Here is a 25,666-nt window from a genome sequence, read left to right on the forward strand (position 1 = left end):
GGGCCGGGGTTCTAGCGGCCGTGCGCCGTGATGCCTACTTACTTACGGACGTCGCCGTCAATGTTGGAGTCGATCTGTTCCTTGCGGACCTCTTCGGTGTGACGCTCGGTCTCGGTGATCTGCTCCTTGTTCAGGGATACCTTCTCCACCGGGACGGTCTCCTTGTTCACAGAGACACGCTCTTCGCTCAGGGTGACGGAGGCTTCCTGGCCGGCCTCGTCGATGTTGCCCTTGAGGTTAGCTGCCTCTTCCTCGGAGATCGGGGTGCGCTCAACGCGAACCTCTTCGCGGGTGACCGGAACCTCTACGGTCTCAGTATCGGTGACTACGTACTTGCGCAGGCGAGCCTCGCCGGTCTGCACCTTGTCCTTCTGAACATTCAGGCGCTCCTCGGAGCGGATGATCTCGCCCTCGTTGTTCACAGCAGCCTCGCGGTTAGCGGCGTCAGTGTTAGCAGCTTCGCGCTCGGTGACACCCGCCTGGTCGGCGTTTGCACCGGCCACGCCAGCGCCTGCAGCAGCACCAACACCTGCACCTGCGGCACCCACTCCAGCACCAGCAGCGGTGTTACCGCCGGCAGCCTCGTGGCGATCCAGGGTGGAGCGCTCCTCGCCTGCATCCCGTACGCCAGCATGCTGGTTGCCAGCGCCCTCGCCGTAACGGGTGGTGTCCTCAACATTGTCGAGGCCGTAGTGGCGGTAGATCTCGTTCTGCTGCTCCGGGGTCAGAGCCTGGTCGGCATCGAAGTCCGGTGCGTCCTTCACGCGATCCTTGGCGAAAGCCAGGTTCAGGTTCTCACCGTCGAACTTGTGTCCGCGCATCGGAACCAGGCTGGAGTTCATACCGAACAGGCCGTGGTTAACCTCAACGAAGGTGGGCTGGCCAGACTTGTCATCAACGAAGATTTCCTTGACGCTACCCAGCTTGTCGCCAGAGTTGTCGTATGCGGTTGCCTTGAAAAGATCCTTGATGTCGTTGCTCATTTGTTAATAAATCCTTTCACCTTGTTGGTACGCAATACGGGGTTTGTCTTGCTTGGTGAGTACCAACAGTGGGGAATTACGTAGTGGTGTACATCAGCAGTGGTGTCGCTGATTGTTTTCATCTTTCCCGTACACAAAAGACGGTACGCATGGTTTTATTGACGCTTCAAGCAAAATGCTCTGCAATAGGCCTGAGGCGAGCATTTCCGCAGTATATCCCCAGTTCGCTACATACATTACGATTAGATCAAGTTTTTTAACATTAGAATCCGTAGCGCTATTTCACGACGCGGGGCGTCATTTAAAGAAAAAACTCAGGCTCCCCTTTTCTTTTTCAAAGGGAGCCCGAGAACATAGCGAGAGAAGATTGCTTAACTGGTCTTATGCCCAGCTATTTGCCGCATTGGTGTTGATTTCACTCATGCGATCATTTGCCTGGCGGACGGTGCGAGCGATCTGCCCCAGCACTTCGTTGATCTCCTGTGCGGAGGTGTCCCATTTCTTTTGAGCAGCCTGGTAGCTGTCGGAGGCCGCACCCTCCCATTCACTAACCATCGGCTGCAGATCGCGCTTTAGGTCACCCAGCAGGCCGTTGATGGTGCCGTTGCCACGGTTGATGTCATCCGCAGCATTGGCGATCTGCGCAAAGTTGTACTGAATCATTCCTGTCCCCTTCTGTAATGAATTCTGTGATGAATCTCTTGTACGCCCCGGCCGACCGGGTTAAGCGTTGAAAGCTGCTGCGTTGTCCACGTCGGTGGTATCGAAGTCACCGGCGTTGGCGCGGATGTTCTCCGCGATGCTCTGCAGTGCCTCGTTGAGCTTCCGCGCATTTTCATCCCAGCGCTCCATCAGCGAGTGGAAGGAGGTCTGTGCCTGCCCCTTCCAGCTGCCGGAAACGTCATCCACAACGCCACGCAGGCGGCTGAGCTCGCCCTGCACCTCGTCCTTCACACGGTCGACGTTGTTCGCCGCCTGGTTCATCGTGCTGACATCTGTTTTAAAGCTCATGCTTTGAAATCCCCCTGTTTAATGCTTTGCAATCTGTCGATCATGCCGCCGGGTATCCCCTTGAAAACCCTGATTAAGGCGCCATCGTAAGAGTTATACTCGCCATCCTGCGAAAAGGTTCACGGCTTCCCCTGCTTCTCTGGCCGCGCTGTTTCCACAAACTCCTGGCACACCTTTTCCCGCTGCTCATTCCACTGCCTGTACTGGCAGCCCACCGAAATCTGGTGCCCGTCCACCAGCCGCACGTGCCACAGGGTCGTCGAACTTGGATAGCTCTCCTCGTAACTCACCGGCTGGGTCGACACCACTGTCACCCCATCGTCGCCGCTGCTCACGTCGTTCAGCGCGCCGAGCATCGCCGCATCCATCTCCTCTTGTGTTTTCAGCGGAGTCTCCTTGGCCGCCACCAGTACGCGCATCCCCTTGTCGTCGCCGATGTATTCCTCCCGCGCTCGGGTTGCACTGCCTAAGTGCCACCCGTCCACATTCACGCTGATTGGTATGTCCGCACGTTTTGAACTCTGATCGGCTGTGGTCACGCCCCTCCTGTGCGGCTCGGGGAAGGGCTCAGTCAACTCCTCGTCGACCTCTTCTGACGCCGGTTCGTCTCCGACGGAATCCTCCGGCTCAACACTCGAGTCACCTTCCACACTCGCAGCGCTATCCGTGCCTTCCGCACTAGCCGTGTTCTCTGCTGCCTGCGAGTCGAACACCGTAAACGTCGCCACCAGCCCACCGATGATAAACAGCGCCAAGGCAGCCAACGCCGCGGGCAGCCTGCGGTTGTCTTTTCTTTCTTCCTTTTTTATTGACGCCCCCTCGTCCACCTCCTGCCACTCCTCCGCTTCCGCTACGGGTTCTGCTACCGCAGTGTCCGTATCTCGGTGGCGAACCGGTTCGGCAAAGTTCAGGTGTTCCAGTTCCTGCTGTGCCAGCGCGAGCTCGCTGGCCACCCGCAGCACCACGTCGTTATCCACCAGCCGTGCGCGCACGCCCATGATCCGCAGATAGTGCACAACTTGCACCGCAAAGGAGCCGGTAACCAGTACGTCTACCTCTCGCAGTCCGATGCCCCAAGGAAACAGCTCGCGAGGTTCCGGCGGGTTCACCGCCGCTGCCTCCGGGTACTCCTGTCGTTGTTCTAGCACCTCGCTGACCATCTCAAAGAGCTCGGAGAGCCTGCCGAGACTCAGCCCCGAACGCTGGAACTCCACGTCGTCCATTGCGTCCGCTCTACTCGCGGCACCCGCTGCACTCGCAGTGCCCGCGGCACCCGCGGCGCTATCGGCCCCCTCGTACTGCAAGTATCCCGGTCGTTGCATCTCGGCATCGCCAGTCACCACGAATCCTGTCGCCAGATCCGTCACCGTCATGCCGCTGACCAGCACACCCGATTCCTGCAGCGCCAGCGCCTCGGCCAGCAGTCCCCGGGCGTCCCCAATTCTCTGATCTACCCTCATTTTCTCCACCCCACTCACTTATTCTCAGTTCTGTTCCGCCGCCTCGGCCACGTGCACCGTCCAGGTTTCTTTGTGCACATAGGCGGCGCGCCCCTGTGGGCGTCGTACTAAACGAACCCCCGCGATCGGCCCGTCCTCGCGCGGCGCAGAGAACAGCAACCACGCGCTCTGGTCGCGCATAGCCTGTGTCAGCGGCTGGTAGGCAGCGCGGGCGAACTGCCCCGAACGGCGGCCAAGCACCAGGTGCAAACCGATGTCTGCGGCGTACGGCAACAGGGGAAGCAGCTGGTCGAGGCCGGGATCGGCATCCGCATCGTCGACCACCACGAATAGCTCCGGCCCGGACCACCAGGAGCGTTCCCGCAGCTGCTGCGGGGTCACGTCACTACCCGGAATTCGCTCCCGCAGCATGGCAACCCACTCGGCAAGGTCCGCGCGGAAATCCTCCGGCACACGATAATCCGCAACCCCCAACAACCCGCGACGTGTGTCCGTGACCAGGAACTCCGGCGGCTCGCCGGTGTGGCTGCGAGTATCGGCAACGGACTGCATCACCGCGCGCAGGGCAGTCGTCACGCCACTGCCCGCTTGACCAATGGCCACCAGGTGCGGGAATGTCCCCCGATCCCAGCGGACCGGATCCAAGCGCGGGCCGCCAATGGCGAAGGCCTGCGGGTCGCCCAACTCCTGCCAACCGATGCGCTCCGGCAGCACCCGCATAGCCACCTCCGGCTCGCCGCGGCGGGCGCTTTCCATCCGCACATGTTCGACATCCTGCGCGGTGGAGTTGGCGAACTGCACGTGCTTTCCGCGGGGCGAGACACCCCGGCCAGGCACATCGGGCAGGGATTTCTGCGCATCGCGGAAGTGCGCATCCAACGGGGTCATCCGCAGTTCGACCTGGCCGGTCAGCACGTCCCGCAGCGAGGGGCGGAAGTTCCACCGCAGTGCTGTGACCACCACGTGCAGGCCGCGCTCCAGGCCGGTGGTGGCCAGGCGGATGAGGCGCTGTTCTTCCTCGCCCGCCCCACCGCTGGCCGTCCCCACCTGGTCCAGCCCGTCGATGATCAGCAGGCGCTGGCCTTCCGTCTGCTCCATCTCGTCGAACAGGCGAGCTAGCCCATCGGGTCCCACCACCGCCGCCACCTGCGGCAAACGCGCGAGATCCCGCAGGCCACCGCCCGGGTCGAAGATGTACACAGGCCAGCCCGGTGAGCTGAGAACCCACCCCAGCACCAGGCTGCGCACCGCCGTGGTCTTGCCTGTGCGCGGCTGGCCGACGATCGCCCAATGCTTACGGCGCAGGTCCACATCCATCGGCACCTGCAGCCCCTCGAAGGGCAGATCCTCCAGTCCGATGCGGGCCACGCCCGGCGCGCGGGGCTCCATGACCTCACTGGCGGGCAGGTCTTCCGGCAGCGGCGGCAGCCACACCGGGTTCTGGTTCGGCCCTTCTAGCCGGTCGATCACCATCTGCATGGTGGTGGTCTCCGCCTCCACGGTGGAGCCCAGCACCCGCACCAGTCGCTGGTCGCGGGGCAGTTCCGGGCCGGAGACATAAGCCGAGTGGAAGCGCACCTTGTCCCCGGCGGAAAGGATCGCCGCACCCGGGGTGGCGGGCAGCTCGTAGGCCTCGGTGGTGCCGATCAGCGCGCGGGATTCGGAAGCAGAGAACGTGCGCAGGGCAATGCGGTAGCTCAGGTGGGATTCCAAGCCGCGCAGGCGCCCCTCCTCCAGGCGCTGCGTGGCCAGCAGCAGGTGCATTCGCAGGCTGCGCCCCAGCCGCCCGATCGCGGCGAAAACCTCGGCGAACTCGGGCCGGGCGTGCAACAGCTCGGAGAACTCGTCCACCACGATAAACAGCGCAGGCATCTGGCCCGGGTAGGCGCGGTTGTATTCGGCCGCCGTGGTCAGGCCTGCGGCGCGGAGTTTTTCTTGACGCCGATGCATCTCCCCCAACAAACTATCCTGCATTCGGTCGACCAGCCCCGCCTCCTCAGCCAGGTTGGTGATCAGCGCAGACGTGTGGGGCAGCCGATCCATACCCAGGAAGCTGGCGCCGCCCTTGAAGTCCACGAGCACGAAGTTCAGCTCCTCCGGGCTGTGCTGGTGGGCGAAGCTGATCACCACGCTTTTCAACAGTTCCGACTTCCCGCTACCTGTCGCGCCCACACACAAACCATGCGGGCCGATGCCTCCCAGGGCGGATTCCTTGATGTCCAGGTAGACCGGCGCGCCAGAAAAGCCGATGGGCGCACGCAGGTCCCCGCCCGGTAATTCCAGCAGTGACGTGCTGGATTTCACGGTGGACCTGGCGCGGCAAATCTGCGCCAGCTCCACCGCGCTGAGCTGGTCGGCCACTCCGAAGGGCACCCAGCCGTCGACGGTCCAGGCGCTCAGCAGGCACCCGCCGGCGGCATCGTCCACCTGCAGCAACAGGCCATGCCCTTTGGCATTTTCCACCCACTCGTCGCTCGGGTCAGTAACCACTGCGCCGGCGACCACGGGGCTTTGTCCCGTGCAGAAGTGCACCTTGCGCGGCCCGTCGTGCGGCAACCACTCCTCGAAAGGCCCGGTGATCCCGATGATGTCCGGGTCCTGCATCGCCAGTTGCGCCTGCATGGCACGTGCCAGGCCAGCAGCCCCGTCGCCGAGCAGCACGATGCAGTGGAAGCTGGCCAGCTCCACGGACACTGGGGCTTCGATGGTGGCGTAGCGCAGCGCAACCTCCCGCAGGCTCATGGCGCTGACCGGCTCCAGGTCCTCCGGCGGGGCGTTCACCGGCACTTCCAGCGGATCGTCCGGGGTCTGCACTGCGGTGCCGATGCGCACCACGCCCGGCTCGGCGGTCACGTCGGTGCCGGTGTGCACATGCGTCCACAACGCTTGCGGGTGCGGGTGGGCCGCCAGCATGCCCTGCAGCTGCTCGTCGTGGCTGCGCTGCACGCTATCTTTCAGCGCGTCGATATGCCGGTGGAACGAGCGCCGTGTCTCGTCCACATTCGCCCCCGGTTGGAACATCATCGCCATACTGCCCAGCATCATCAGCGGAAAGATGAAGCTGATCGGGTTGCGCCCCGATCCGGAAAGCACCATGGCGGCGACCATGCCCACCACCGCGATCAGCATCACGGCGGGCATCAGCAGCCTGATGAACGGTTGTTTGTCTTTCGGCAGCGTCGGCGGCGCCTGTGTTTGCATGCTAAAAATCCCCCGGTTACCTGCTAGTCCCCAACTAATCCCCATCCAACCCCCTGGATGTGGTTTTTGATTCTAAACCTTCCCCGGACAGCCCGCAGGGCAAGCGAGCTCGCCTCGCCTGGGTTACTATCTGTGCCGTGTAATAAACACCGGCGGGATCCAAAGGGGGGATCCTCGCTGCAGATTCAATTGGGCACGGCCTAAACGTGCACCGCCAGGGGGATTTTTACTGTGCTAGCTCTCAGCATTTCCGTGCCCGCGAAGGGCACCACTATCAACGCTGCAATCGCCGACCATGTGCCCGTCGCGGAGCTCATACCGCACCTCGTGGACGCGGAGCCGGGGGAACACTGGACCCTCCACCGGGCGGTCGGTCAGGTCCAGCCCCAACACACCCTGGCGGAGGCAGGGGTGCGCCCCGGCGAGTCGCTGACCTTGCAGATCGCCACCGTTCCCGCCCCGCCGGCCGAGGCTGTCGAGGAGCTCTCCGGCCCTATCCCCGCCAGCCCTGCTGCCTGGATCGCCGCAGCCATCGTTGCGCTGTTCAGCCTGCAGGCCGCTCCCGCGTGGCACCCTTTGGATAATCAGCTGGTTGGAGCTGGGGGCGTCCTTAACCTCAACCATTCGGCAGACACCGCAACGATCGTGGCAACGGCGGTAGCATCCCTGGCTGCGGCGGCAGCTTCGCTGCATCACCGCAACTTCACCTACCTAGCCGCGATCCTCGGTTTCGGGCTGGGGCTGCACGTGAATGTGCTGTGCGCGTGCTTTGTGGCGGCGCTCATGGTGTGGCGCAGCGGCCCGGCGCGGATTGTTACGGCCACGTGGGTGGCGTTCGCGGCGGTGAATTTCTGGCCGGGGGTTACGCTGCTGCTGGCGATGTTCGCACTGGCCTATTCGGGGCAGATTGCGATCGGGCTGGCGGGCATTAAGTTGCCGAAGGTGCCCGCGACTGGTGTGTTTACTCAGCCGACGACTACCCCCGCGGGCCAGGTGGTGGAGGTGCACTCTGCCCTGGTTGTGGCAATCGTGGCGGTGCTGGGTGCGTGCGTGTACCAGCTGGCGCCGTGGGGTGAGCCGCTGAGTCTGTGGCGAGCGGCGCTGCTGGTGTTGGTGGCCGTGCTGGGCGTGAGCGCGCGCAGCACCCGGCCGGTTCATTCGGTGGCGCTGGCGGTGTTGTCCGCCACAACGATTCTGTGGCTGGCGTTGCACGAACCCTGGGGTGCGGCGTGCCTGGTGCTGGTTGGCCTGCCGGCGGTGCGCGTGCAGTCGCCGATGTTGGGGCGGGTGATCGACATGGTGGAGGCCGTCGCGTTCTGTCTGGCCATCCCCCTGGCGCTGCAGACCACGGGGATCTTCGAGGCGATTCGGGGCATCGGCTGATGATCATCCAGGATTCCTCGCCACACGGGAACTGCCAGGAAGGCACCGTTGCGGCGCCCGGTACCGTGCCTTTGCCGGATATTGACGCCCCCTCGTACCCAGCGCTACACGCCCTGTCCCGGGGCCAGGACGTGGACGTGGCTGTGATTGATACGGGCTCCGCCGGGCCGGGCGTGGTGGGCGACCGTGATTTTTGCATTCTGCACGGATCCGTAGTGACCAGCGTGCTGCGAGCGATAGCGCCGGAAGCCAAGGTTCATTCGTTTAGGCATAACGCGGTTGCCTCCCGAGCTGAGGGCACGGTGGAGGATCTGGTTCGCGCAATCGACCGGGCTCTGAAGGCACGGGTGAAGGTCATCAACATTTCGATGGTGGCCTGCGAGGATACGGCGGAGCTACGCGAGGCTATCGGCCGGGCAGAGAAGGCCGGAGTGCTGGTGGTGGCTTCCACAGGCAACACGGGGCAGTGCCCGGAGGGCGCGCCAACGTTTCCTTCCAGTCTGGATCCCGTGCTGGCAGTGGGCGCAGTGGCGCCGCGAAAGCAGGAGCTGGCGGGTGGCATCGGCACTGGTGCGGACGCTAATACGCAGAAGGCAAACTCTGCCGACCAGGGGCGCGTGCCCGCGCAGTACAGCGCGCCGACGCACTGGGTGGACGTATACGCACCCGGCGGGCCAGTCGAGGGGCAGGTCGAGGTGCGTGGGAAGGTGCACACCATCATCGGCAGTCCCGATCCTTTCGAAGGCACCAGCTTCGCCGCGCCAGTCGTTTCCGGGACGGCGGCGTTGGTCTGGCAGATCGTCCCACACCTCAGCGTGCAGGAGGTCCGCGAGCTGCTGACCACCACTGCCACCCCTGGTGCGAGCGGACCGGGTCTGGGAAAGCAAATGCTGGTGATAAATCCCGCCGCTGCCGTGGATAAGGCTCTCGACCTGCGGGATGCGAGGGCGAGCGATAGCGGCGTCGCCAGCGGTGGCAATGCCAGCGATGGCACAGCTGACGCACGCTACGAGCTACAGACCGTCACCACTCAGCCTCACCAGTCGGAGGCTGCGAACTACTCCGTGCCGGTCGTGCTTTCCCTGGTGCTGGCGCTGGGCATCATCGCCACGGTCGTCTGCCGGGCTTTCTCCGCAGACAGCAAACCGCCGTCCGGCAGTGAGGCCACGCGGGCGAACTGAACCTCGTGTTCCGAGGTGAACCCCAGGGCGCGCAGTTCGGCTTGGCTTCCCACGGAGTAGCGCACGCCGTTATCACTGACCAGCAAATATCCGCGCTCCGTCTTCAGAGCCGAAGTGCCCCGCGGTCCGTAGAAGGCGGTTGGTTCGTCGGCCGCCAGCACGGCGCTGATTCCGGCTGAGTCCGCGCCTGTGCCATCCTTCCCTGCGCCGCTGCCAGCTGCGGCACCATCCTCCGGCTCCGCCAAACCCTTTGGCCCCGCGCATACCATCTGCGGCTGCGCCCACACCACGGGCTGCTCGTTGTCGAACTCCGGGATTCCCGCCAACACGTCCACGCTCGGCTGGCGCATCACATCCGCCAGCGGTGCCTCCACCGGCGGCACGGGGCTGCTGGCCAGGGCAAAGTCGCGCCGCGAACCTTTGACCTCCCCCACGCCCGCTCGGTCCACCAGAAACGCCCGGTCGCCAGAAGTGATTACCCTGCCCGCCACGTCGAAAGGCGCGGGCATCTTCGTCTTCCCCGCCGGCATCGCAATGTCGGGGCTGCGGCGGAATTGCTGGACCAACCCATCGCTGGCGGGCACCGCCTCCGTGCCGAAAGCCCGGGCTGCATCTGGGGTTATGCGGGCGCGAGTGGTGGCGTCGATAAGCCAATAACCCGAAGGTGCGGCCAGCAGAGCGTGGCGGTGCTCCTTGATGTGCTCGACGGCCACGACCGTGCCCACGCCACCGTCCGCACGGTCGCAGTACAACCACTCGCGGTCCGGCGCGGCAGAAAGCGCCGGCACCTGCGGAATGCCAATCGGCTGGCCCAACGGAACCTGGGACAGCTGCTCGGCGGTGGTCTTCTGTACCTCTACGGGTTGTTGCAGAATCAGCCGCGCGGAGGCAACGTTGGTGATCGGATGATAGGAATCCTCCAGGCGCAGGTGCAGCGTCCCGGTTTCGTCGGCCACCAGGTCGGCCCCGTCCAGGCTCGGCTGTGGGCGCAGTAGCCCCAGCATCACCGCTCCCCCGGCGATCAGCAGACTCAGCAGCACACCGACGACCAGCGCCCGCCGTTGGCTGCGGAGTGGATCGTGGGCCATCCGCGGATCCCCAATAACCAGCGCCAGCTCGAGCCTGCGCAGCAGAAAGTTGAATCCAGATACTTGTATCCCCGTTGTGCGCATGGTGACTGCGCTCCCCCTTTGTCGTGTTTTGCTATTTCTAGCCCCCGCTAGCGCGCTTAAGTATTTCATGGTTGAATTGCGGGCGCGAGGCGAACTTCGCATTCGGGGGAATTTCATACTTTGGGGGATGGGAATAATGGGTTCAGTGGCACTTTTTGCTGCCGAGACTGCTGACGCTAGGCATACCGCCTGGTGGGCATGGGTTTTATGCGGTTTGGTGGCGATCGGGTGCATTGTGGCGGGCTGGTTCGCCTTCGCTCGCAGCCGCGCCACCACGGATCAGGGCACGCGCTGGTTCCGTCTGCTCTGTGTGCACGACAGGTTGTGGGGCGAGCCGTCGTCGCGGCGGATTTCTACCGACCGGTTGGCCGGTGGTTTGGGTCTTTCTCTTATGGACGCCACCCTCTCCACCGCAACCGTCCCCACCAAGCCTTTCGGCCGCGGCTGGTTGGGAGATTCCTCTGCCACGCTGGTGGGCGTACCGGAGCACGCGGCGGCGCGGATGCCTTTTGCCGCCAGCGGTTGTGGGGTGTGGGCTCTGCCTGCGGAGGCTCCGCCGGTGGGCGCGGAGGTAGCCGGGCTGGCAGAGCAGCTGAGCGTTCCGGCTGCGCCGGGCTGGTTTATCGGGCTGACAGACGCGGGCGAATCCATGCTGGTACATCCCATTCCCGGCGCGACTTTTGCGGTGTTTGGGACGAGTGCACAACTGCGCGCCCTGGAGGGGTCGATGAATTGGCCGGAAGAGCTTTTCGATCTGCGCAGATTCAACTGTGGTGTTGGCCAGGCAGCCGACCCAGGGGAAACAGCGCACGTGCCGAATGCGTCGGATATGACGGAACAGCTGGGTCCGGCGGATCCGACAGATCCAGTTTCAAGCAATGCGGGCACGAAAACTCGAGTTCTGTTCGTGGAGATTCCCGCAGCCGTTCGCGGTTCACGTCATGGGAGCGTGGGCTTCGCAGCTGCGGAAGGAGTGCTTGCCCGGGGCCGTGAGCGCTTGCAACTGCTGGGATGCCCCACGGTGGACGTATATATCGCAGTTCCGCCGGTTGGCACGGGCACCATCCTGGCCCACGGAGATCACCGGGAGTACTTCAATTTCTTCGCCGTCACGGCACCTGCGCCAAAGTCTGCACCGCAGCCGGTGCCAAAGCCAGCACCACAGCCGGTGCCGCAGAATGCGGCGGTAGCAGCTGTAGCTTCCACGGCGGGCGCGCCTGCCATTTCAAGGCGTCCAAAGCATCGCCGCGCGAGGGCGAATGCTCACAAGCACCGCTTCCCTCACGGAGCGGTGTCTGGTCCTGCGGCCGGTCCCGCATCTACTGCGGCTGCTTCCGCCGACCCACTCCCGCTGCCCACCGGCGAGCGCTTGGCGCGGGTCGTCAGTGCGCGCTCCGCCAGCTCTTCGTCGGCCGGGTAATCCACCCGCACCAAGTTCAGCCCTTCCGCGGGTGCTACTGGCACGGCAGAACTGCGCTTGGTCTCCTTCAATAGCCCCGGAGTGAAATCATCCGGTCGCTTGCCCGACCCGACCGTCAAAGCCGCCCCCACCAGGGAACGCACCATCGACCAGCAGAAGGCATCCGCGGTCACATGTGCCTCATAAGTCTGCGGTTCCGCCTCAGTGGAGACGTCCACCCAGCGGAACTCCTGCAGCTCCCGAACTGTCGTGGCCCCCTCGCGGGCCTTGCAAAATGCCGCGAAGTCGTTCAAACCGATCAGCGCGTCGGAGGCCGCCTGAGTCTTCTCCAAATCAATCGGATGGCGCCACGCTGCCGTATCCCGCGCCCGCACAGGCACAGGCCCGGCCGGGTGAGTCGTCACACGATAGATGTAGTGCCGGCGCAGCGCGGAGAAGCGGGCGTCAAAACCCTGCGGAGCAACACTCGCCCCGTGCAACCGCACGTCGGAAGGCAACATGCGGGAAAGGCGCCGCACCAGATCCTCCGGGCGGGTCAGCGAGCGTTGCTCGAAGGCGTCCGCAGGAATGTCAGCGTGGCAGACCTGGCCGCTGGCATGCACTCCCGCGTCGGTGCGCCCGGCCACGACCAACTCAATGGGATGGCGCGTGACCAGTGACAACTTCTCCTGCAGAACTCCCGCGACCGTGCGCAAGCCCCCAGACTGAGTGGCCCAGCCGTGGAAATCCGTGCCGTCGTAGGCAACTTCCAGGCGCACGCGCACCAGCTCGCCGGCTTGGCTGGGCTGATCAGCCGGTGCAGCTGAGGTGGCCTGCGAGAACTGCTGGGCCTGCGGTGTCTCGGGCATGGGTGGAGCGCTCCTTCGGATGGACGTTCGTCTGGCTCGGCTAGCTGTTGCTGCTCAGCTACTGCATTCGCCATGGGCACTGTGCGCGCCTTAGTCTAGTCTGCGTGCAAGACAACGAATTCTCCGCCTCCACCCTCGACTCGCGCGCCCGCCGACTAGTCGCGTGGGTCGCTGCCCTTAACGGGCTTGGCTTAGTCGTTGAAGTGTCGATTGGGCTTGTTATCGGCTCCGCCGCTCTTTTTGCGGACGCCGCAGACTTCCTCGAAGACACTCTCATCAACGTATTGGTGCTCACCGCCCTGGGATGGTCGGTCGCCAGCCGCAGGAAGGCCAGCTATGCCCTGGCGGGGTTGATTCTGATTCCGGCTTTCGCAGCGTTCGGCACGGCCGGCTGGAAGGTTGTGACGGGCACTCCCCCGGAGCCCGTGACTCTGAGCGTGACGGCCATCGGAGCCCTGGTGATTAACCTCGTCTGCGCAGTGCTTTTGCTGCGACTGCGCGGGGCGGATAGTGCGTTGGTGCAGGGTGCTTGGCTGGCGGCGCGGAATGATGCTGCGGCTAATGTGCTAATCCTAGGCGCCGGTGTGGTGATGATGTTCTGGGCTAGCGCGTGGCCGGACATTGTGGTCGGCGTGGTCATCGGTCTGATTAACCTCTCGGCGGCGAAGGAAGTCTTTGAGCAGGCTCGCGCGGAGGAACCGGAGCTCGAGATGGACTAGGCGAACGGGCAAATGTCGTTAGAACGGGAATGCGCACGGTCCAACTCCGGCCAATGTCGCTACAACGGGAATACGTGCGACGAGAGTAAAGTGCCGGCAAAATGAAAACTCTCTGACCTGCATTTTTGCAGAACTGCAAATCGTTCGCATTAACGCATTCCCGATCTAACGACATTCGGCGCCCAAACCCACCACAAACCACGCCCAAACCCCACCATTAAGCCACCACAAACCACGCTCCACACACGCCAACTGGCGCGCCCTTGCCGGTTCGGTAACATCGGGACCGCGGGGGCGGGTGGCGTCAATAAGTAAGCAACAAAAAGGCGGGCCACGAGCTACCCCATTGGGTAACCGTGGCCCGCCTCAAAGCTAGGCGAAAGCGCCGGACTTACTTGTCCTCAGCAGCCTCGTCGGCAGCCTCAGCAGCCTCAGCTTCAGCGGCCTTGTCGGTTGCGGTGTCAGCCTCAACCTCCGGAGCCTCCTCAGCCTTAGCCTCTTCAGCCTCGACCTCAGCCTTCTGAGCCTTGGAAGCGGCAACGCGGTTAGCGCGCTCTGCCTCGGTGGAGGCCAGCGGCTCCGTCACCAGGGAGATCTGGGAGATCGGAGCGTTGTCGCCCTTGCGGTTCTCCAGCTTGATGATGCGGGTGTAGCCACCCGGACGGCCTTCGAACTTCGGAGCCAGCTCGTTGAACAGGTAAGCAACAACTTCCTTGTTCGGGATGAGCTTCAGCACGTTGCGGCGGTCCGCCAGGGTGCCGCGCTTGGCCTTGGTGATGATCTTCTCGACGTAGGGGCGCAGCAGCTTAGCCTTTGCGTCCGTGGTCTTGATGGCGCCGTGCTCAAACAGCTGAGCAGCGAGGTTGGACAGGATCTTCTTCTGGTGAGAAGCAGAACCGCCCAGGCGGGCGCCCTTCTTTGGGGTAGGCATTAGTTCTCCTCGTGTGGATCTTTAAATCAGTGAGCGCGTGCGGTTAACCACCGGGTTATTCCGCGATGTCCTCGCCCTCGGTGTCGATGAACTCACCGGTCTCTGCGTCGTAGCCCTCGATATCGGTGATATCGAAGCCCTCCGGGGCGTCCTTCAGGCCCAAGCCCAAGCCAGCCAGCTTAACCTTGACCTCGTTGATGGACTTCTGGCCGAAGTTGCGGATGTCCAGCAGGTCGGACTCCGTGCGTGCAGCCAGCTCGCCGACGGTGTGAATCTCTTCACGCTTCAGGCAGTTGTAGGAGCGGACGGAGAAGTTCAGGTCCTCGATCGGCATGCTGTAGGCAGCGATGTGCTCGCTTTCCTGCGGCGACGGGCCGATCTCGATGCCCTCTGCTTCGTGGTTCAGCTCCTGAGCCAGACCGAACAGCTCCACCAGGGTCTTACCTGCGGATGCCATGGCATCGCGGGCGGTGATGGAGTTCTTCGTCTCCACGTCCAGGATCAGCTTGTCGAAGTCCGTGCGCTGTTCCACACGGGTTGCCTCGACCTTGTAGCTGACCTTCAGAACCGGGGAGTAGATCTGGTCGACCGGGATGCGTCCGATCTCAGAAGAAGCTGTGGCAGCCGGAACGTAGCCGCGGCCACGCTCGACAGTCATCTCAATTTCCAGCTTGCCCTGCTCGTTCAGGGTAGCGATGTGCAGGTCCTGGTTGTGAACCTCTACGCCGGCCGGAACCTCAACGTCGGCGCCGGTAACCTCGCCCGGGCCTTCCTTGCGGATGAACATCGAGACAGGCTCATCGGAGTCGCTGGACAGAACCAGGGACTTGATGTTCAGGATGATGTCGGAAACATCTTCCTTCACGCCCGGGATGGTGGTGAACTCGTGGAGCACACCCTCGATGCGCAGGGAGGTCACTGCCGCGCCCGGGATGGACGACAGCAGGGTCCGGCGCAGGGAGTTACCCAGCGTGTAGCCGAAGCCCGGCTCCAGCGGCTCAATGACGAACCGGGAGCGGGAATCGTCGATGAACTCTTCCGTGAGCGCGGGGCGCTGTGAAATGAGCATTGTTTAAGCTTCTCCTTTTTCGGCGACCGCTATATGACGCCGTTAGGGGGACTACCGCCACCAGGTTTGGTTGACGGTGCGGACGGTAGAAAACCGCGTTTGGTGTTCTATCCGAAGTAATTCTAACGAATAGGTTCGTCAGGTTTACTTCGAGTAGAGCTCGACGATCAGCTGTTCCTGCAGCGGGATGTCGATCTGAGCGCGCTCGGGCAGCTGGTGCACGAGGATGCGCAGAGTGGACGGTACGACCTGCAGCCAAGCAGGAACGATCGTATCGACCAGGGCTTCCTGAGCCTCTTCGAACCACAGCATCGAGCGGGACTTCTCACGCACATCGATGATGTCGTACTGGGAGACCTTGAAGGAAGGAACGTTGACCTTCTTGCCGTTCACGGTGAAGTGACCGTGGGAAACCAGCTGGCGAGCCTGGCGACGGGTGCGTGCCAGACCTGCGCGGTAGACAACGTTGTCCAGGCGAGACTCCAGCAGGATGACCAGGTTGTCACCGGTCTTACCCGGGCGACGGTTGGCCTCTGCGTAGTAACGGCGGAACTGCTTCTCCAGGACGCCGTAGGTGTACTTCGCCTTCTGCTTCTCCTGCAGCTGCAGGAGGTACTCGGACTCCTTGATGCGAGCACGGCCAGCCTGCCCCGGAGGGTAGGGGCGACGCTCGAAGGAGTTGTCGCCGCCGACGAGGTCGACGCGGAGGCGACGGGACTTACGGGTTACGGGGCCGGTATAACGAGCCATTTTCTATCCCTAATCCTTTCTTCTCTTTAGACGCGACGACGCTTCGGCGGGCGGCAGCCGTTGTGCGGCTGCGGGGTGACGTCGGCAATGGTGCCAACCTCGAGGCCCGCGGTGGACAGGGAACGGATAGCGGTCTCGCGGCCGGAGCCCGGACCCTTAACGAATACGTCAACCTTCTTCATGCCGTGGTCCATAGCCTTGCGAGCAGCGGACTCGGCAGCCATCTGAGCGGCGAAGGGGGTGGACTTACGGGAGCCCTTGAAGCCGACGTGGCCCGAGGAAGCCCAGGAAATCACAGCGCCCTTCGGGTCCGTGATGGACACGATGGTGTTGTTGAAGGTGGACTTGATGTATGCGTGGCCGTTGGCCACATTCTTCTTGACGACGCGACGGCCAGTACGGCGCGCGCCGGAACGAGTCTTCGGAGGCATAGGTTACTTCTTCTTTCCTGCGATCGTCTTCTTGGGGCCCTTACGGGTACGAGCGTTGGTCTTGGTGCGCTGACCACGGACCGGCAGGCCACGACGGTGGCGCAGGCCCTGGTAGGAACCAATCTCGATCTTGCGGCGAATATCGGCCTGGATCTCGCGGCGGAGGTCACCCTCCACCTTCCAGGTGTTCTCGATAACGTCACGCAGAGCGGACAGCTGCTCGTCGGTCAGATCCTTGGAGCGAAGATCAGGGGAGATGCCGGTCTTTTCCAGCAGCTCCTTGGAACGGGCGGGGCCGATTCCGAAGATGTAGGTCAGTGCGACCTCCATGCGCTTCTCGCGTGGCAGGTCAACACCAGCAAGGCGTGCCATAGGGCAGTTTCCTTCCGGTTTAGCGACGGTTTTCTCCACACTCGTCCCTTTTGATCCTTCGAGTATTTCGCCAACAGTCACGGAAGAGACTGTTCGGGCACAAAGTGCCTTGAACGTGCGAAACCAACACCCCAACTATTGGAGTGTTGGAAGGAGGGCTCCGGCCGCCGCGGCCAGAGGTAGTGACCAGGTAGCTTCCACCTCGGTGGTGCTACCCAGATTGGATGTATGGAGGCTTAACGGTTTACTTGTAGCGGTAAACGATACGCCCGCGGGTCAGGTCGTAGGGAGACAACTCCACGACAACCCGATCCTCCGGGAGGATACGGATGTAGTGCTGGCGCATCTTGCCGGAAATGTGAGCCAAAACCTTGTGGCCGTTGTCCAGCTCGACACGGAACATCGCATTTGGCAGGGGCTCGACGATGCGACCCTCAACCTCGATGGCGCCTTCTTTTGCCATATCCTCCAACGTTTCCCCAGCTCTATTAGCTGGTATGGGTGATGTTTTGCTACATACGGCGCAGTCTTGGAATCTTCCACCTGGCAGCCACCAAAGGCGCCTACCTATGCGAAAGCCTCATGCACCAAGTGCCTACAATACACGCGACCTGCAAAGATGCCAAAACGCTCGCACCCGCCTCCTTAGAAGCTAGCGCGAGCGTTTGCCTTCTTGGTCGACCGTACCTCTAGGCGGGCTGCTTTTCGCGGCGCAGTTCGCCCTTCGCCAGGCGATTCACTGCCAGCGCAATCGCACCGTCGCCGGTGACGTTACATGCGGTACCGAAGGAGTCGATGGCGATGTAAGCCGCGATCATCAGTGCCACCTGGCCTTCGTCAAAGCCCAACTGGGACTGCAGCAGGCCCACGGCCGCCATAATCGCACCACCCGGTACGCCCGGTGCGGCGATCATCATCACACCTAGCAGGAAGATGAAGCCCAGGGCCATGCCCGCGGTCATGTCCACGCCGGTCATGTAAACGATGGAGAACGCAAACAGTGCAATCTTTTGCATAGAACCGGACAGGTGCACCGTTGCACACAGCGGCACCACGAAGTCCGCCACGGACTGGGATACACCGTTCTTGCGGGTGCACTCCAGCGTCACCGGGATGGTCGCTGCGGAAGAGGAGGTACCCAACGCGGTGAAGTAGGCGGGCAGCATATTCTTCAGCGCAGTGAACGGGTTGCGTTGCGCAAAGAGTCCGGCCAGTAGGTACTGCAGCGCCAGGATCACCCAGGTCATGAGCACGGCAAGGATCAGCACCTTAGCGAACTGCGATAGCGTCAGCTTTAGGTTGCCATTCATGCCCATCGTCAGGAACACACCGAAGATGTAGAACGGCAGCAGCGGGATGATGAAGCTCTCGATGACCTTCATGGTCACCTCGCGTAGCTCCTCAGCGCCCTTGAACAGAACTTCGGTGCGCATAGAAGCCATGGCGATACCCACGGTGAAGGCCAGCAGCAGTGCAGACATCACGCCCAGCGGCGGATCCATCTCCACGGAGAAGAACGGCGCCAACGCACCCTCGTCAATATCCTTGGCTTCGATCATCGACTCGTTACCCAGCAGCGACGGGTAGAGCCCTTCTGCCACGCCGTAGGCGATCAGACCGGAGATGATGGTAGAGACGTATGCGATGCCGGCGGTCACGCTCAGCCACTTGCCTGCCCCCTGGCCCAGGCTGGCAATAGCAGGGGCGATCAGGGCGAAGATCAGAACCGGGACAAAGAATCCCAGGAAGTTACTGAACAGCCCATTGAAAGTCGCAAATACGCGGCCAGCCCATTCCGGGAAGAAAAGGCTGCAGACGATACCCAGAACAATCGCAACGATGATCTTGAATATCAGAGAATTAAGAAATCTGGATCCGTTCATGCTGGCGCTTTCCCTTTGCAGTTGCTTATAGGTCCTCAAGAAACGATCAAGTGAATTGTATTTAGCCTACTCGCAATACTTAAAACCCCAATAATCGCCCGCACCCTATTAACCCCTCCCCTGCTTCCCCCTCATTACTGCTACGCCCCAACACCGCGCCTGTCAGAGAGGCCGGCGGGGCGTCATCAAGAATGAAAGAACTACTTGCGCGGCGTAAGAATTCGCGGGCCGTCGGCGGTCGCGGCGACGGTGTGCTCCCAGTGCGAGGAGAAACTGCCGTCATCGGTCAGCACCGACCACTCGTCGTCCAGCACGTAGGAATCCGCCGTGCCCAGCGCCAGCATCGGCTCGATGGCCAGCACAGAGCCCTCCTGGATCTCCGGGCCTCGCCCACCGCGGCCCTCGTTAGCCAGGTACGGATCCTCATGCATGGTGCGGCCGATGCCGTGGCCGCCGTACCCATCGACGATCCACAGCTCCACGTCGAACTTCCGCGCGGCGGCCTCGGTCGCCTTCTCCAGTGCCCAGGACACGTCCGTCAGGCGGTTGCCAGGCACCATTGCCTTCAGCCCTTCGTACAGCACCCATTCGGTCGCGCGATTTAGGCGGTCGTGTTCCTCGGCGATCTCGCCAATACCGAAGGTCCAAGCGGAGTCCCCCACCCAACCGTTGAGCGTGGCGCCACAGTCGATGGAAATCAGATCGCCTTCCTTTAGCACCACATCGGCGGACGGGATGCCGTGGACGATCATGTCGTTCGGGCTCGCGCAGATGGAACCCGGGAAGCCACCGTAACCCTTGAAAGTCGGGGTGGCACCATGGTCGCGGATAACCTGCTCAGCCACGCGGTCCAAGTCCAGCGTGGTTTTGCCCGGCTCCGCGGCCTTTTTGACTTCCTGCAGCGCCAGACCAACAATCTCCCCGGCAGCCTGCATTGCATCCAGTTGTTCGGCGGTCTTCGCCGCGATCTTCTTGTTCCTTCGCCTAAAGCCCATGTGGTTTCGTTTCTGTTCTTTCTAATAGCTCTTGTTTTTGGTGACGCCCCCTTCAGGGGCGAACAACCACAAATCCCGCCAGGTCGGACCGTGGAAGGCCGGCTGGCGGGATCAGATTGCGCGGGTGCTTACTTATCCAGCGCGTTCAGAGTGGTGCAGGAGATGTCCTCCACGGTGCCCTCTGCGTCGATGTTCAGCAGAACATCCTTGTAGTGGTCGATCAGCGGGGCGGTCTCGTTGCGGTAGACCTCCAGGCGGGTGCGGATCGTGTCCTCATTGTCATCGTTGCGGCCGCGAGCCAGCATGCGATCGACTACGACATCCTCAGAGACAACGTAGTTGATGACTGCGTCCAGGGAGTGGCCGTCGTCCTGCAGCATCTTCTCCAGCAGCTCTGCCTGCTCAATGGTGCGGGGGAAGCCGTCCAACAGGAAGCCATCGGCAGCGTCCTCCTGGTTCAGGCGGTCACGGACCATGTCGGCCGTGACGGAGGTCGGGACCAGCTTGCCAGCGTCCATGTACTCCTGCGCCTGCTTGCCCAGGTCGGTGCCCTGGGAGATGTTGGCACGGAACAGGTCACCGGTGGAGATGTGCGGAACCTTCAGCGCATCGGATAGCAGGGATGCTTGGGTGCCCTTACCAGCGCCGGGAGGGCCGAGCAGAACTAGTCTCATTTGAGGAATCCTTCGTAGTTAGACTGCATAACTTGCGATTCGAGTTGCTTGATCGTGGTCAGGGCCACGGATACCAGAATCAAGATAGCGGTACCACCGAATGGCATCTGGCCCTGGCCTCCGGCCTGTGCCGTCTGCACGCCCATGTTAATCAGGATGTTCGGCAGGGCGGCGATGATAGCCAGGTAGATAGAACCGACAATCAGCAGACGGTTCATCACGTAACCAAGGTACTCCGCGGTCGGGCGGCCCGGGCGAATGCCCGGAATAAAGCCACCGTACTTCTTCATGTTGTCCGCCTGATCGTACGGATCGTACTGCACAGAGACGTAGAAGAAGGAGAAGAAGATGATTAGGCCGACGTAAACCAGGATGTATTGCCAGGCGGCCGGGTTCGACAGTACCGCCATGACGTTACGGTTCCACCAGTTGTCCTGCCCGGCGGCCTGTGGGTTGCCGGACTGGATGATCTGGGTAATGAGGATCGGAACGGTCAGCAGTGAGGAGGCGAAAATCACGGGGATAACGCCGGCCTGGTTAACCTTCAGCGGCAGGTAGGTGGAAGTCTCACCGTACTGGCGGCGGCCAATCATGCGCTTTGCGTACTGAACGGGGATGCGGCGCTGCCCCTGCTCGATAAAGACCACGCCGACAACCAGGATCAGAACGCCAACGATGACACCGGCGAAGACGAAGCCGCCGGAGCCGGAGAAGATTGATGCACCCTGTGCCGGAAGCGACGTTGCGATACCCGCGAAGATCAGCAGGGACATGCCGTTGCCGATACCACGGTCGGTGATGAGCTCGCCCATCCACATCAGCAGCACCGCACCGGAGGTCATAATCAACACCATGGTGACGAGGCCGAAGATGCCGGTATCTTCCTTAAGCACCTGCACACCTTGCCCCAGTAGCTGGCGGCGATCCGCCAGCGCCACGATGCCGGCGGACTGCAGCAGTGCGAGAGCCACAGTGAGATAACGGGTGTACTCCGTCATCTTCGCCTGGCCGGACTGGCCTTCCTTCTTCAGCTGTTCAAACTTCGGGATCACCACTGTGAGCAGCTGAACAATAATGGACGCGGTGATGTACGGCATGATGCCGACGGCGAAGACAGAAAGCTTCAGCAGCGCACCGCCCGAAAACAGGTTGATCAAGGAGTACATGGCCGAGTTATCGGTCAGGCCCTTGATCTGCGCTTGAATCGAGCCGTAATCCACGCCTGGGGTGGGGATCTGGGCGCCAATGCGATAGAGGATGATCATCGCAAGGGAGAACAAGATCTTCTTACGAAGATCTGCGTTCTTGAACGCCGAGGAGATGGCGGACAAACTTTGCCTCCTGTGTAGTTTGTTTCCGTAGTGCGGGATCTACTGGCTAGCGCACCTGCACTTCAAGATACGCCCGCGGTGAGGCGACACTAATTGCAACCTGTACAGGTTAGCAGACAGGACAAATGCTGAGGACACTCTACCACCTACCACAAGCGCTATTTCAAATGGCACTTCCGGGTTAAGTAAAGAAAAGTGTGTCCGCATGCCACCATAACCCCAGACCACACACCACAAATCACCAAAGAATAGCTCCCCGAAAGCTATTACCCACACCATCCCGCACCTCCGGCCACATTTGTGCTAACCGCACACCGGTTGGATTAAAGGATGACCACCAACCGCCCCAGCTGCCCACTATGCGGCAACAACACAAAGAAAAACGGCACCACCAGCAAATCAACCACCCGTTGGCGCTGCACCCACTGCGGACACTCCTTTACCCGCAACACCCAAACCCACAACAAAAATACCGCCACCATGGCTTTGTTCATCCAATGGGCCACCGGCACCCAATCTCTAACCACCTTCGCCGCACACCATGGCGTAACCAGGCAAACCATGCACCACCGATTCCGATGGTGCTGGTGGATCATCCCCACACCCACCATCGACTCATTCCGCATCCATGACCAAATCTTCCTCGACGCGACCTATCTAAAGTCCGGATGCCTCCTGATCGCAGCCAGTAAAACCCACGTCATCAACTGGACCTGGGCCAGACACGAAACCACCGCCGCCTACACCGAACTCCTACGCCCCATTGCCGCACCACTAATCGCAGTCACAGACGGCGGACAAGGTGCCCAATCAGCCATCCACCACTGCTGGCCAACAACACGCATCCAACGCTGCCTCGTCCACGCCCAACGAACAGTCCGCCGCCACACCACCAGCAACCCCCGCACCGATGCCGGCAAAACCCTCTACCGCCTAGCCCTGAAACTCACTCGCATCACCGACCTTGACCAAGCATCCACATGGGTCGCCCACCTGCACGAATTCGACCACACCTACCGGGAATGGATGAACGAGAAAACCACCATCAAAGACCCTGCTACCGGCGCCTACACCAAGGTCTACACCCACCAACGCGTCCGAGCGGCCTATCAATCATTGCTATCTCTGCACCGCAGAGACCTGCTGTTTACCTACCTGCAACCCCCACCAACAACCATCGACCCCGACAACCTTGCAGCAACAACAAACAGCCTCGAAGGTGGCATCAACGCCCCCATAAAAGAACTAGCCCGCAGACACCGCGGACTATCACTACCGCATCAACGCACAGTGATGGATTGGTGGCTGTATCTACATACAGAAGTCCCTGACGATCCGGTCAAGATCGCCAGGGACCAACGATGGGGTCAAGACGCACTTTCCACAGCAACAGACCTGATCACCCACAACACCACAGCCACTACCAATGACATCGGTGCACCAGCAGAATACGACACCGCCATCGACACCAGCTACCAACACAACCTCGGCATCCAAAAAGGCTGGATCAAATAACCGCAACACGCCCGGAAAAGACACACTTTTCTTTACTTAACCCTTCACATAAGCTTGCTCCCGTTAAGATCATGGACTTTCACGCGTCAAGGAGGGATGCATGGCTATCTCTACCCCGCATGCGCAATCCCCTTCTCAATCACACCTGGGGTCTCGCGCGGACGCTACTGCGGACGCTTCTGCCAGCGCTCCATCAGGTAAAATCCCGCGTCGCCTCGTCGGCCTCGGCGTCCTTTTCCTCCTATTGCTCGCCAGCATCGTTGCCAGCATCGTGTTTGGATCACGGCAGATCCCTTTTGGAGAAGTGTCCGCCGTGTTCCGCGATCTCGGCACGGCGTTCGGCCACGCGGAGGGGCTGAATGTGGATCAGCGCGTGATCGTCGAGCTCCGCATTCCCCGCACCCTGTTGGGCCTAGTCGCCGGTGCTGCCCTTGGCGCCTCCGGTGCATTGATCCAAGGGCACACGCGCAACCCTCTCGCGGACACGGGCATTCTCGGCATCAACTACGGTGCGTCCCTGGCCGTGGTTGCCAGCTTCTCCTTGCTGGGTGTGACGTCCGTGTGGGCTACCAGCATGTGGGCGTTCGGTGGGGCCATCGCTGCTACTGCGTTGGTGTTTAGTTTGGCGTCCATAGGAGGAGGACAGGCCAATCCAATGACGCTGGTCCTCGGCGGCGCGGCTTTGTCCGCGGTCCTCAGCGCCATCATCAGCGGTTTTATCCTCACTGACGATGCCAATCTGGATCGCATGCGCTTCTGGACCGTCGGCTCCATCGCGGGCCGGGATCTCACCGTGTTCTACGGCGTGCTGCCGTTTATCCTGGTGGGCCTCCTGCTGGCGTTCATCACGGCACCGCAGCTAAACCTCCTGAATCTGGGCGATGACATCGCCTCCGGACTGGGCATCAACACCCAGCGCGCCCGCCTGATTGGCATGGCTCTGATCGCACTGCTGGCCGGTGCCGCGACAGCTGCCGCCGGCCCCATCACCTTCATCGGCCTGGTGGTCCCGCACCTCGTGCGCGCCATCACGGGCCCTGATTACCGCTGGATCCTCCCTTACTCTGCCCTGACGGGTGCGGTGATGATGCTGTTCGCAGACGTGGTGGGCCGTCTGATCGCTCGTCCGGGCGAGTTGCAAGTAGGCATCATCCTCGCGTTCGTGGGCGCGCCGTTCTTCATCGCCCTTATTTATCGACGCCGGGTGGTGGCCATTTAATGAGTTCCCTCCTTGCCCGCCCTACCTCTTCCACTATCCCTGGGCGCCCGCCATTCCGCGTGGGCTCATTTTCTGTGGTCTGGCGCCCTCGCGCGTTGACGGTGTCTCTATTGCTGCTCGTGGCGATCGTCTTGCTAGCGGCGGTCTCCATCGGCCTGGGTGACTATCCTGTGTCCCCGGCTCGTGTGCTGGAGGTGCTGTTCACCGGCCAGGGCACCCGCATTGAGCGTCTGGTGGTTTTGGATTGGCGCATGCCTCGTGCGCTGACGGCCATTCTGGTGGGCTGTGCGCTGGGATTATCCGGAGCCCTCACTCAGTCCGTGACTCGCAATGCGCTGGCCAGCCCGGATATCTTGGGCTTCACTACGGGCGCGTCCGCGGCCGCGGTCACCGTCATCACTCTGGGTGGTGGCGCTGGTGGTTTCCTCGGCTGGCTCAGCAGCATCGGCATTCCCTTGGCCGCGGTGCTTGGTGCGGCTGTCACCGCAACGGTGATGTGGGCTCTGGCGTGGAGGAGATCGACTGATTCCTTCCGGCTAGTGCTGTTCGGCATCATCATCTCTGCTCTGTTGACCTCGTATATCAACTTCCTGATGATCCGCACGGAGTTGCGCGATGCCGCGGCCGCGCAGTTCTGGCTTACTGGCTCCCTGAGCACTGCGGACTGGTCCAAGATGTGGCCCATCGCCATTGTTGTGTTGGTGTTTACACCGCTGCTGGCCTGGATTGGTCACCAACTTTTAGCCACCTTGCTGGGCTCGGATACTGCACGGGCTTTGGGACAAAACGTCCAGGGTGTGCAGGTGCTTCTGCTCGCCGCTGCCGTGGCTTTGGCAGCAGTGGCGGTCTCGGCCGCTGGCCCCATCGGGTTCGTCGCCTTCGTGGCCCCACAGGTGGCGCTGCGCTTGTGCAACTGCTCTGCACCACCGCTTCTGGCCTCTGCGCTGACCGGCGCTGCGCTACTCCTGCTGGCAGATATCAGCACCCAAACTCTTCTGCCCGTAGAGCTGCCGGTGGGCATTCTCACCTCGGCAATCGGCGGTGCGTTCCTTATTTATTTGCTGGTCCAACGGAATAGGTCAACCACGGCATGAGAAAAGATCCCACCCTGGAAGTTA

Annotated in this window: 22 protein-coding genes and 1 pseudogene; 6 read left to right on the top strand and 17 right to left on the bottom strand. The window is 62.0% G+C overall.

The window, feature by feature from the left end; genetic code table 11:
- Window positions 1-38: 38 nt before the first annotated feature.
- The 5 genes from CJEIK_RS09540 to CJEIK_RS09560 form a co-directional block, all read right to left on the bottom strand.
- Window positions 39-983: a PRC and DUF2382 domain-containing protein gene (locus CJEIK_RS09540; protein WP_005291845.1), complete on the bottom strand. Its 945-nt coding sequence runs from the start codon at window positions 981-983 to the stop codon at window positions 39-41.
- A 381-nt stretch (window positions 984-1,364) separates the two neighbouring features.
- A complete protein-coding gene (locus CJEIK_RS09545) occupies window positions 1,365-1,646 on the bottom strand; it encodes a WXG100 family type VII secretion target (protein WP_005291847.1) in 282 nt (93 codons plus the stop codon).
- Window positions 1,647-1,706: 60 nt separating this feature from the next.
- Window positions 1,707-1,994: a WXG100 family type VII secretion target gene (locus tag CJEIK_RS09550; protein ID WP_005291849.1), complete on the bottom strand. Its 288-nt coding sequence runs from the start codon at window positions 1,992-1,994 to the stop codon at window positions 1,707-1,709.
- Window positions 1,995-2,113: 119 nt separating this feature from the next.
- The gene (locus tag CJEIK_RS09555; protein ID WP_005291851.1) at window positions 2,114-3,454 is read right to left on the bottom strand and encodes a type VII secretion-associated protein; all 1,341 of its coding nucleotides are present in this window, start codon (window positions 3,452-3,454) and stop codon (window positions 2,114-2,116) included.
- A 24-nt stretch (window positions 3,455-3,478) separates the two neighbouring features.
- Window positions 3,479-6,655: an FtsK/SpoIIIE domain-containing protein gene (locus CJEIK_RS09560; RefSeq protein WP_005291852.1), complete on the bottom strand. Its 3,177-nt coding sequence runs from the start codon at window positions 6,653-6,655 to the stop codon at window positions 3,479-3,481.
- Window positions 6,656-6,886: 231 nt separating this feature from the next.
- Here CJEIK_RS09560 and CJEIK_RS09565 point away from each other — a divergent pair, with 231 nt between their 5' ends.
- Window positions 6,887-8,038, top strand: a complete 1,152-nt coding sequence (locus CJEIK_RS09565) for an EsaB/YukD family protein (RefSeq protein WP_005291855.1) — start codon at window positions 6,887-6,889, stop codon at window positions 8,036-8,038.
- A pseudogene (locus CJEIK_RS09570) lies at window positions 8,038-8,886 on the top strand (S8 family peptidase); the annotation flags it as partial. The gene CJEIK_RS09565 and the pseudogene CJEIK_RS09570, both read left to right, overlap by 1 nt.
- 209 nt (window positions 8,887-9,095) lie before the next feature.
- Here CJEIK_RS09570 and eccB read toward each other — a convergent pair.
- Both eccB and truA read right to left on the bottom strand, forming a co-directional pair.
- Window positions 9,096-10,391 carry a type VII secretion protein EccB gene (gene eccB, locus CJEIK_RS09575; RefSeq protein ID WP_005291857.1) on the bottom strand — a complete coding sequence of 432 codons (1,296 nt, stop codon included), beginning with the start codon at window positions 10,389-10,391 and terminating at the stop codon, window positions 9,096-9,098.
- Window positions 10,392-11,672: 1,281 nt separating this feature from the next.
- Complete coding sequence (gene truA, locus CJEIK_RS09580; RefSeq protein ID WP_005291861.1) at window positions 11,673-12,659, bottom strand: tRNA pseudouridine(38-40) synthase TruA; 987 nt, start codon at window positions 12,657-12,659, stop codon at window positions 11,673-11,675.
- A 104-nt stretch (window positions 12,660-12,763) separates the two neighbouring features.
- Between truA and CJEIK_RS09585 the strand changes: the two genes are divergently transcribed.
- The gene (locus CJEIK_RS09585) at window positions 12,764-13,378 is read left to right on the top strand and encodes a cation efflux transmembrane domain-containing protein (RefSeq protein WP_005291863.1); all 615 of its coding nucleotides are present in this window, start codon (window positions 12,764-12,766) and stop codon (window positions 13,376-13,378) included.
- A 391-nt stretch (window positions 13,379-13,769) separates the two neighbouring features.
- Here CJEIK_RS09585 and rplQ read toward each other — a convergent pair whose 3' ends face one another.
- From rplQ to secY, 10 genes are all read right to left on the bottom strand, one after another.
- Window positions 13,770-14,309 carry a 50S ribosomal protein L17 gene (rplQ, locus tag CJEIK_RS09590; protein ID WP_005291865.1) on the bottom strand — a complete coding sequence of 180 codons (540 nt, stop codon included), beginning with the start codon at window positions 14,307-14,309 and terminating at the stop codon, window positions 13,770-13,772.
- 55 nt (window positions 14,310-14,364) lie between these two features.
- Window positions 14,365-15,378, bottom strand: a complete 1,014-nt coding sequence (locus CJEIK_RS09595; RefSeq protein WP_005291867.1) for a DNA-directed RNA polymerase subunit alpha — start codon at window positions 15,376-15,378, stop codon at window positions 14,365-14,367.
- A gap of 144 nt (window positions 15,379-15,522) precedes the next feature.
- On the bottom strand, window positions 15,523-16,128 hold the full coding sequence (gene rpsD, locus CJEIK_RS09600) for a 30S ribosomal protein S4 (protein WP_005291869.1): 606 nt from the start codon (window positions 16,126-16,128) through the stop codon (window positions 15,523-15,525).
- A gap of 26 nt (window positions 16,129-16,154) precedes the next feature.
- Window positions 16,155-16,559 carry a 30S ribosomal protein S11 gene (gene rpsK, locus CJEIK_RS09605; protein WP_005291870.1) on the bottom strand — a complete coding sequence of 135 codons (405 nt, stop codon included), beginning with the start codon at window positions 16,557-16,559 and terminating at the stop codon, window positions 16,155-16,157.
- A gap of 3 nt (window positions 16,560-16,562) precedes the next feature.
- The gene (gene rpsM, locus CJEIK_RS09610; RefSeq protein WP_005291872.1) at window positions 16,563-16,931 is read right to left on the bottom strand and encodes a 30S ribosomal protein S13; all 369 of its coding nucleotides are present in this window, start codon (window positions 16,929-16,931) and stop codon (window positions 16,563-16,565) included.
- Between the two features lie 244 nt (window positions 16,932-17,175).
- The gene (infA, locus tag CJEIK_RS09615; RefSeq protein ID WP_003854422.1) at window positions 17,176-17,394 is read right to left on the bottom strand and encodes a translation initiation factor IF-1; all 219 of its coding nucleotides are present in this window, start codon (window positions 17,392-17,394) and stop codon (window positions 17,176-17,178) included.
- Between the two features lie 226 nt (window positions 17,395-17,620).
- Entirely contained in the window at window positions 17,621-18,814 is a 1,194-nt protein-coding gene (locus CJEIK_RS09620) for a dicarboxylate/amino acid:cation symporter (RefSeq protein WP_005291873.1), read from the bottom strand.
- Between the two features lie 200 nt (window positions 18,815-19,014).
- Window positions 19,015-19,809: a type I methionyl aminopeptidase gene (gene map / locus CJEIK_RS09625; RefSeq protein WP_005291875.1), complete on the bottom strand. Its 795-nt coding sequence runs from the start codon at window positions 19,807-19,809 to the stop codon at window positions 19,015-19,017.
- 128 nt (window positions 19,810-19,937) lie between these two features.
- Complete coding sequence (locus CJEIK_RS09630) at window positions 19,938-20,483, bottom strand: adenylate kinase (RefSeq protein ID WP_005291877.1); 546 nt, start codon at window positions 20,481-20,483, stop codon at window positions 19,938-19,940.
- Complete coding sequence (gene secY, locus CJEIK_RS09635) at window positions 20,480-21,814, bottom strand: preprotein translocase subunit SecY (RefSeq protein ID WP_005291880.1); 1,335 nt, start codon at window positions 21,812-21,814, stop codon at window positions 20,480-20,482. Before secY ends, CJEIK_RS09630 begins: the two co-directional genes overlap by 4 nt.
- Before the next feature lie 330 nt (window positions 21,815-22,144).
- On the opposite strand from secY, the gene CJEIK_RS09640 reads away from it, so the two are divergent.
- The 3 genes from CJEIK_RS09640 to CJEIK_RS09650 all read left to right on the top strand — a co-directional run bounded on the left by CJEIK_RS09640 (window position 22,145) and on the right by CJEIK_RS09650 (window position 25,642).
- A complete protein-coding gene (locus CJEIK_RS09640) occupies window positions 22,145-23,329 on the top strand; it encodes an IS256-like element IS3503 family transposase (RefSeq protein ID WP_011018353.1) in 1,185 nt (394 codons plus the stop codon).
- 100 nt (window positions 23,330-23,429) lie between these two features.
- The gene (locus CJEIK_RS09645) at window positions 23,430-24,548 is read left to right on the top strand and encodes a FecCD family ABC transporter permease (RefSeq protein WP_005325331.1); all 1,119 of its coding nucleotides are present in this window, start codon (window positions 23,430-23,432) and stop codon (window positions 24,546-24,548) included.
- Window positions 24,548-25,642, top strand: coding sequence for a FecCD family ABC transporter permease (locus tag CJEIK_RS09650; protein ID WP_005325330.1), 1,095 nt, complete (start codon window positions 24,548-24,550; stop codon window positions 25,640-25,642). Before CJEIK_RS09645 ends, CJEIK_RS09650 begins: the two co-directional genes overlap by 1 nt.
- The last annotated feature ends 24 nt before the right edge of the window (window positions 25,643-25,666 follow it).

Source organism: Corynebacterium jeikeium, assembly GCF_028609885.1.
In the GTDB taxonomy this organism is placed as follows: Bacteria; Actinomycetota; Actinomycetes; order Mycobacteriales; family Mycobacteriaceae; genus Corynebacterium; species Corynebacterium jeikeium.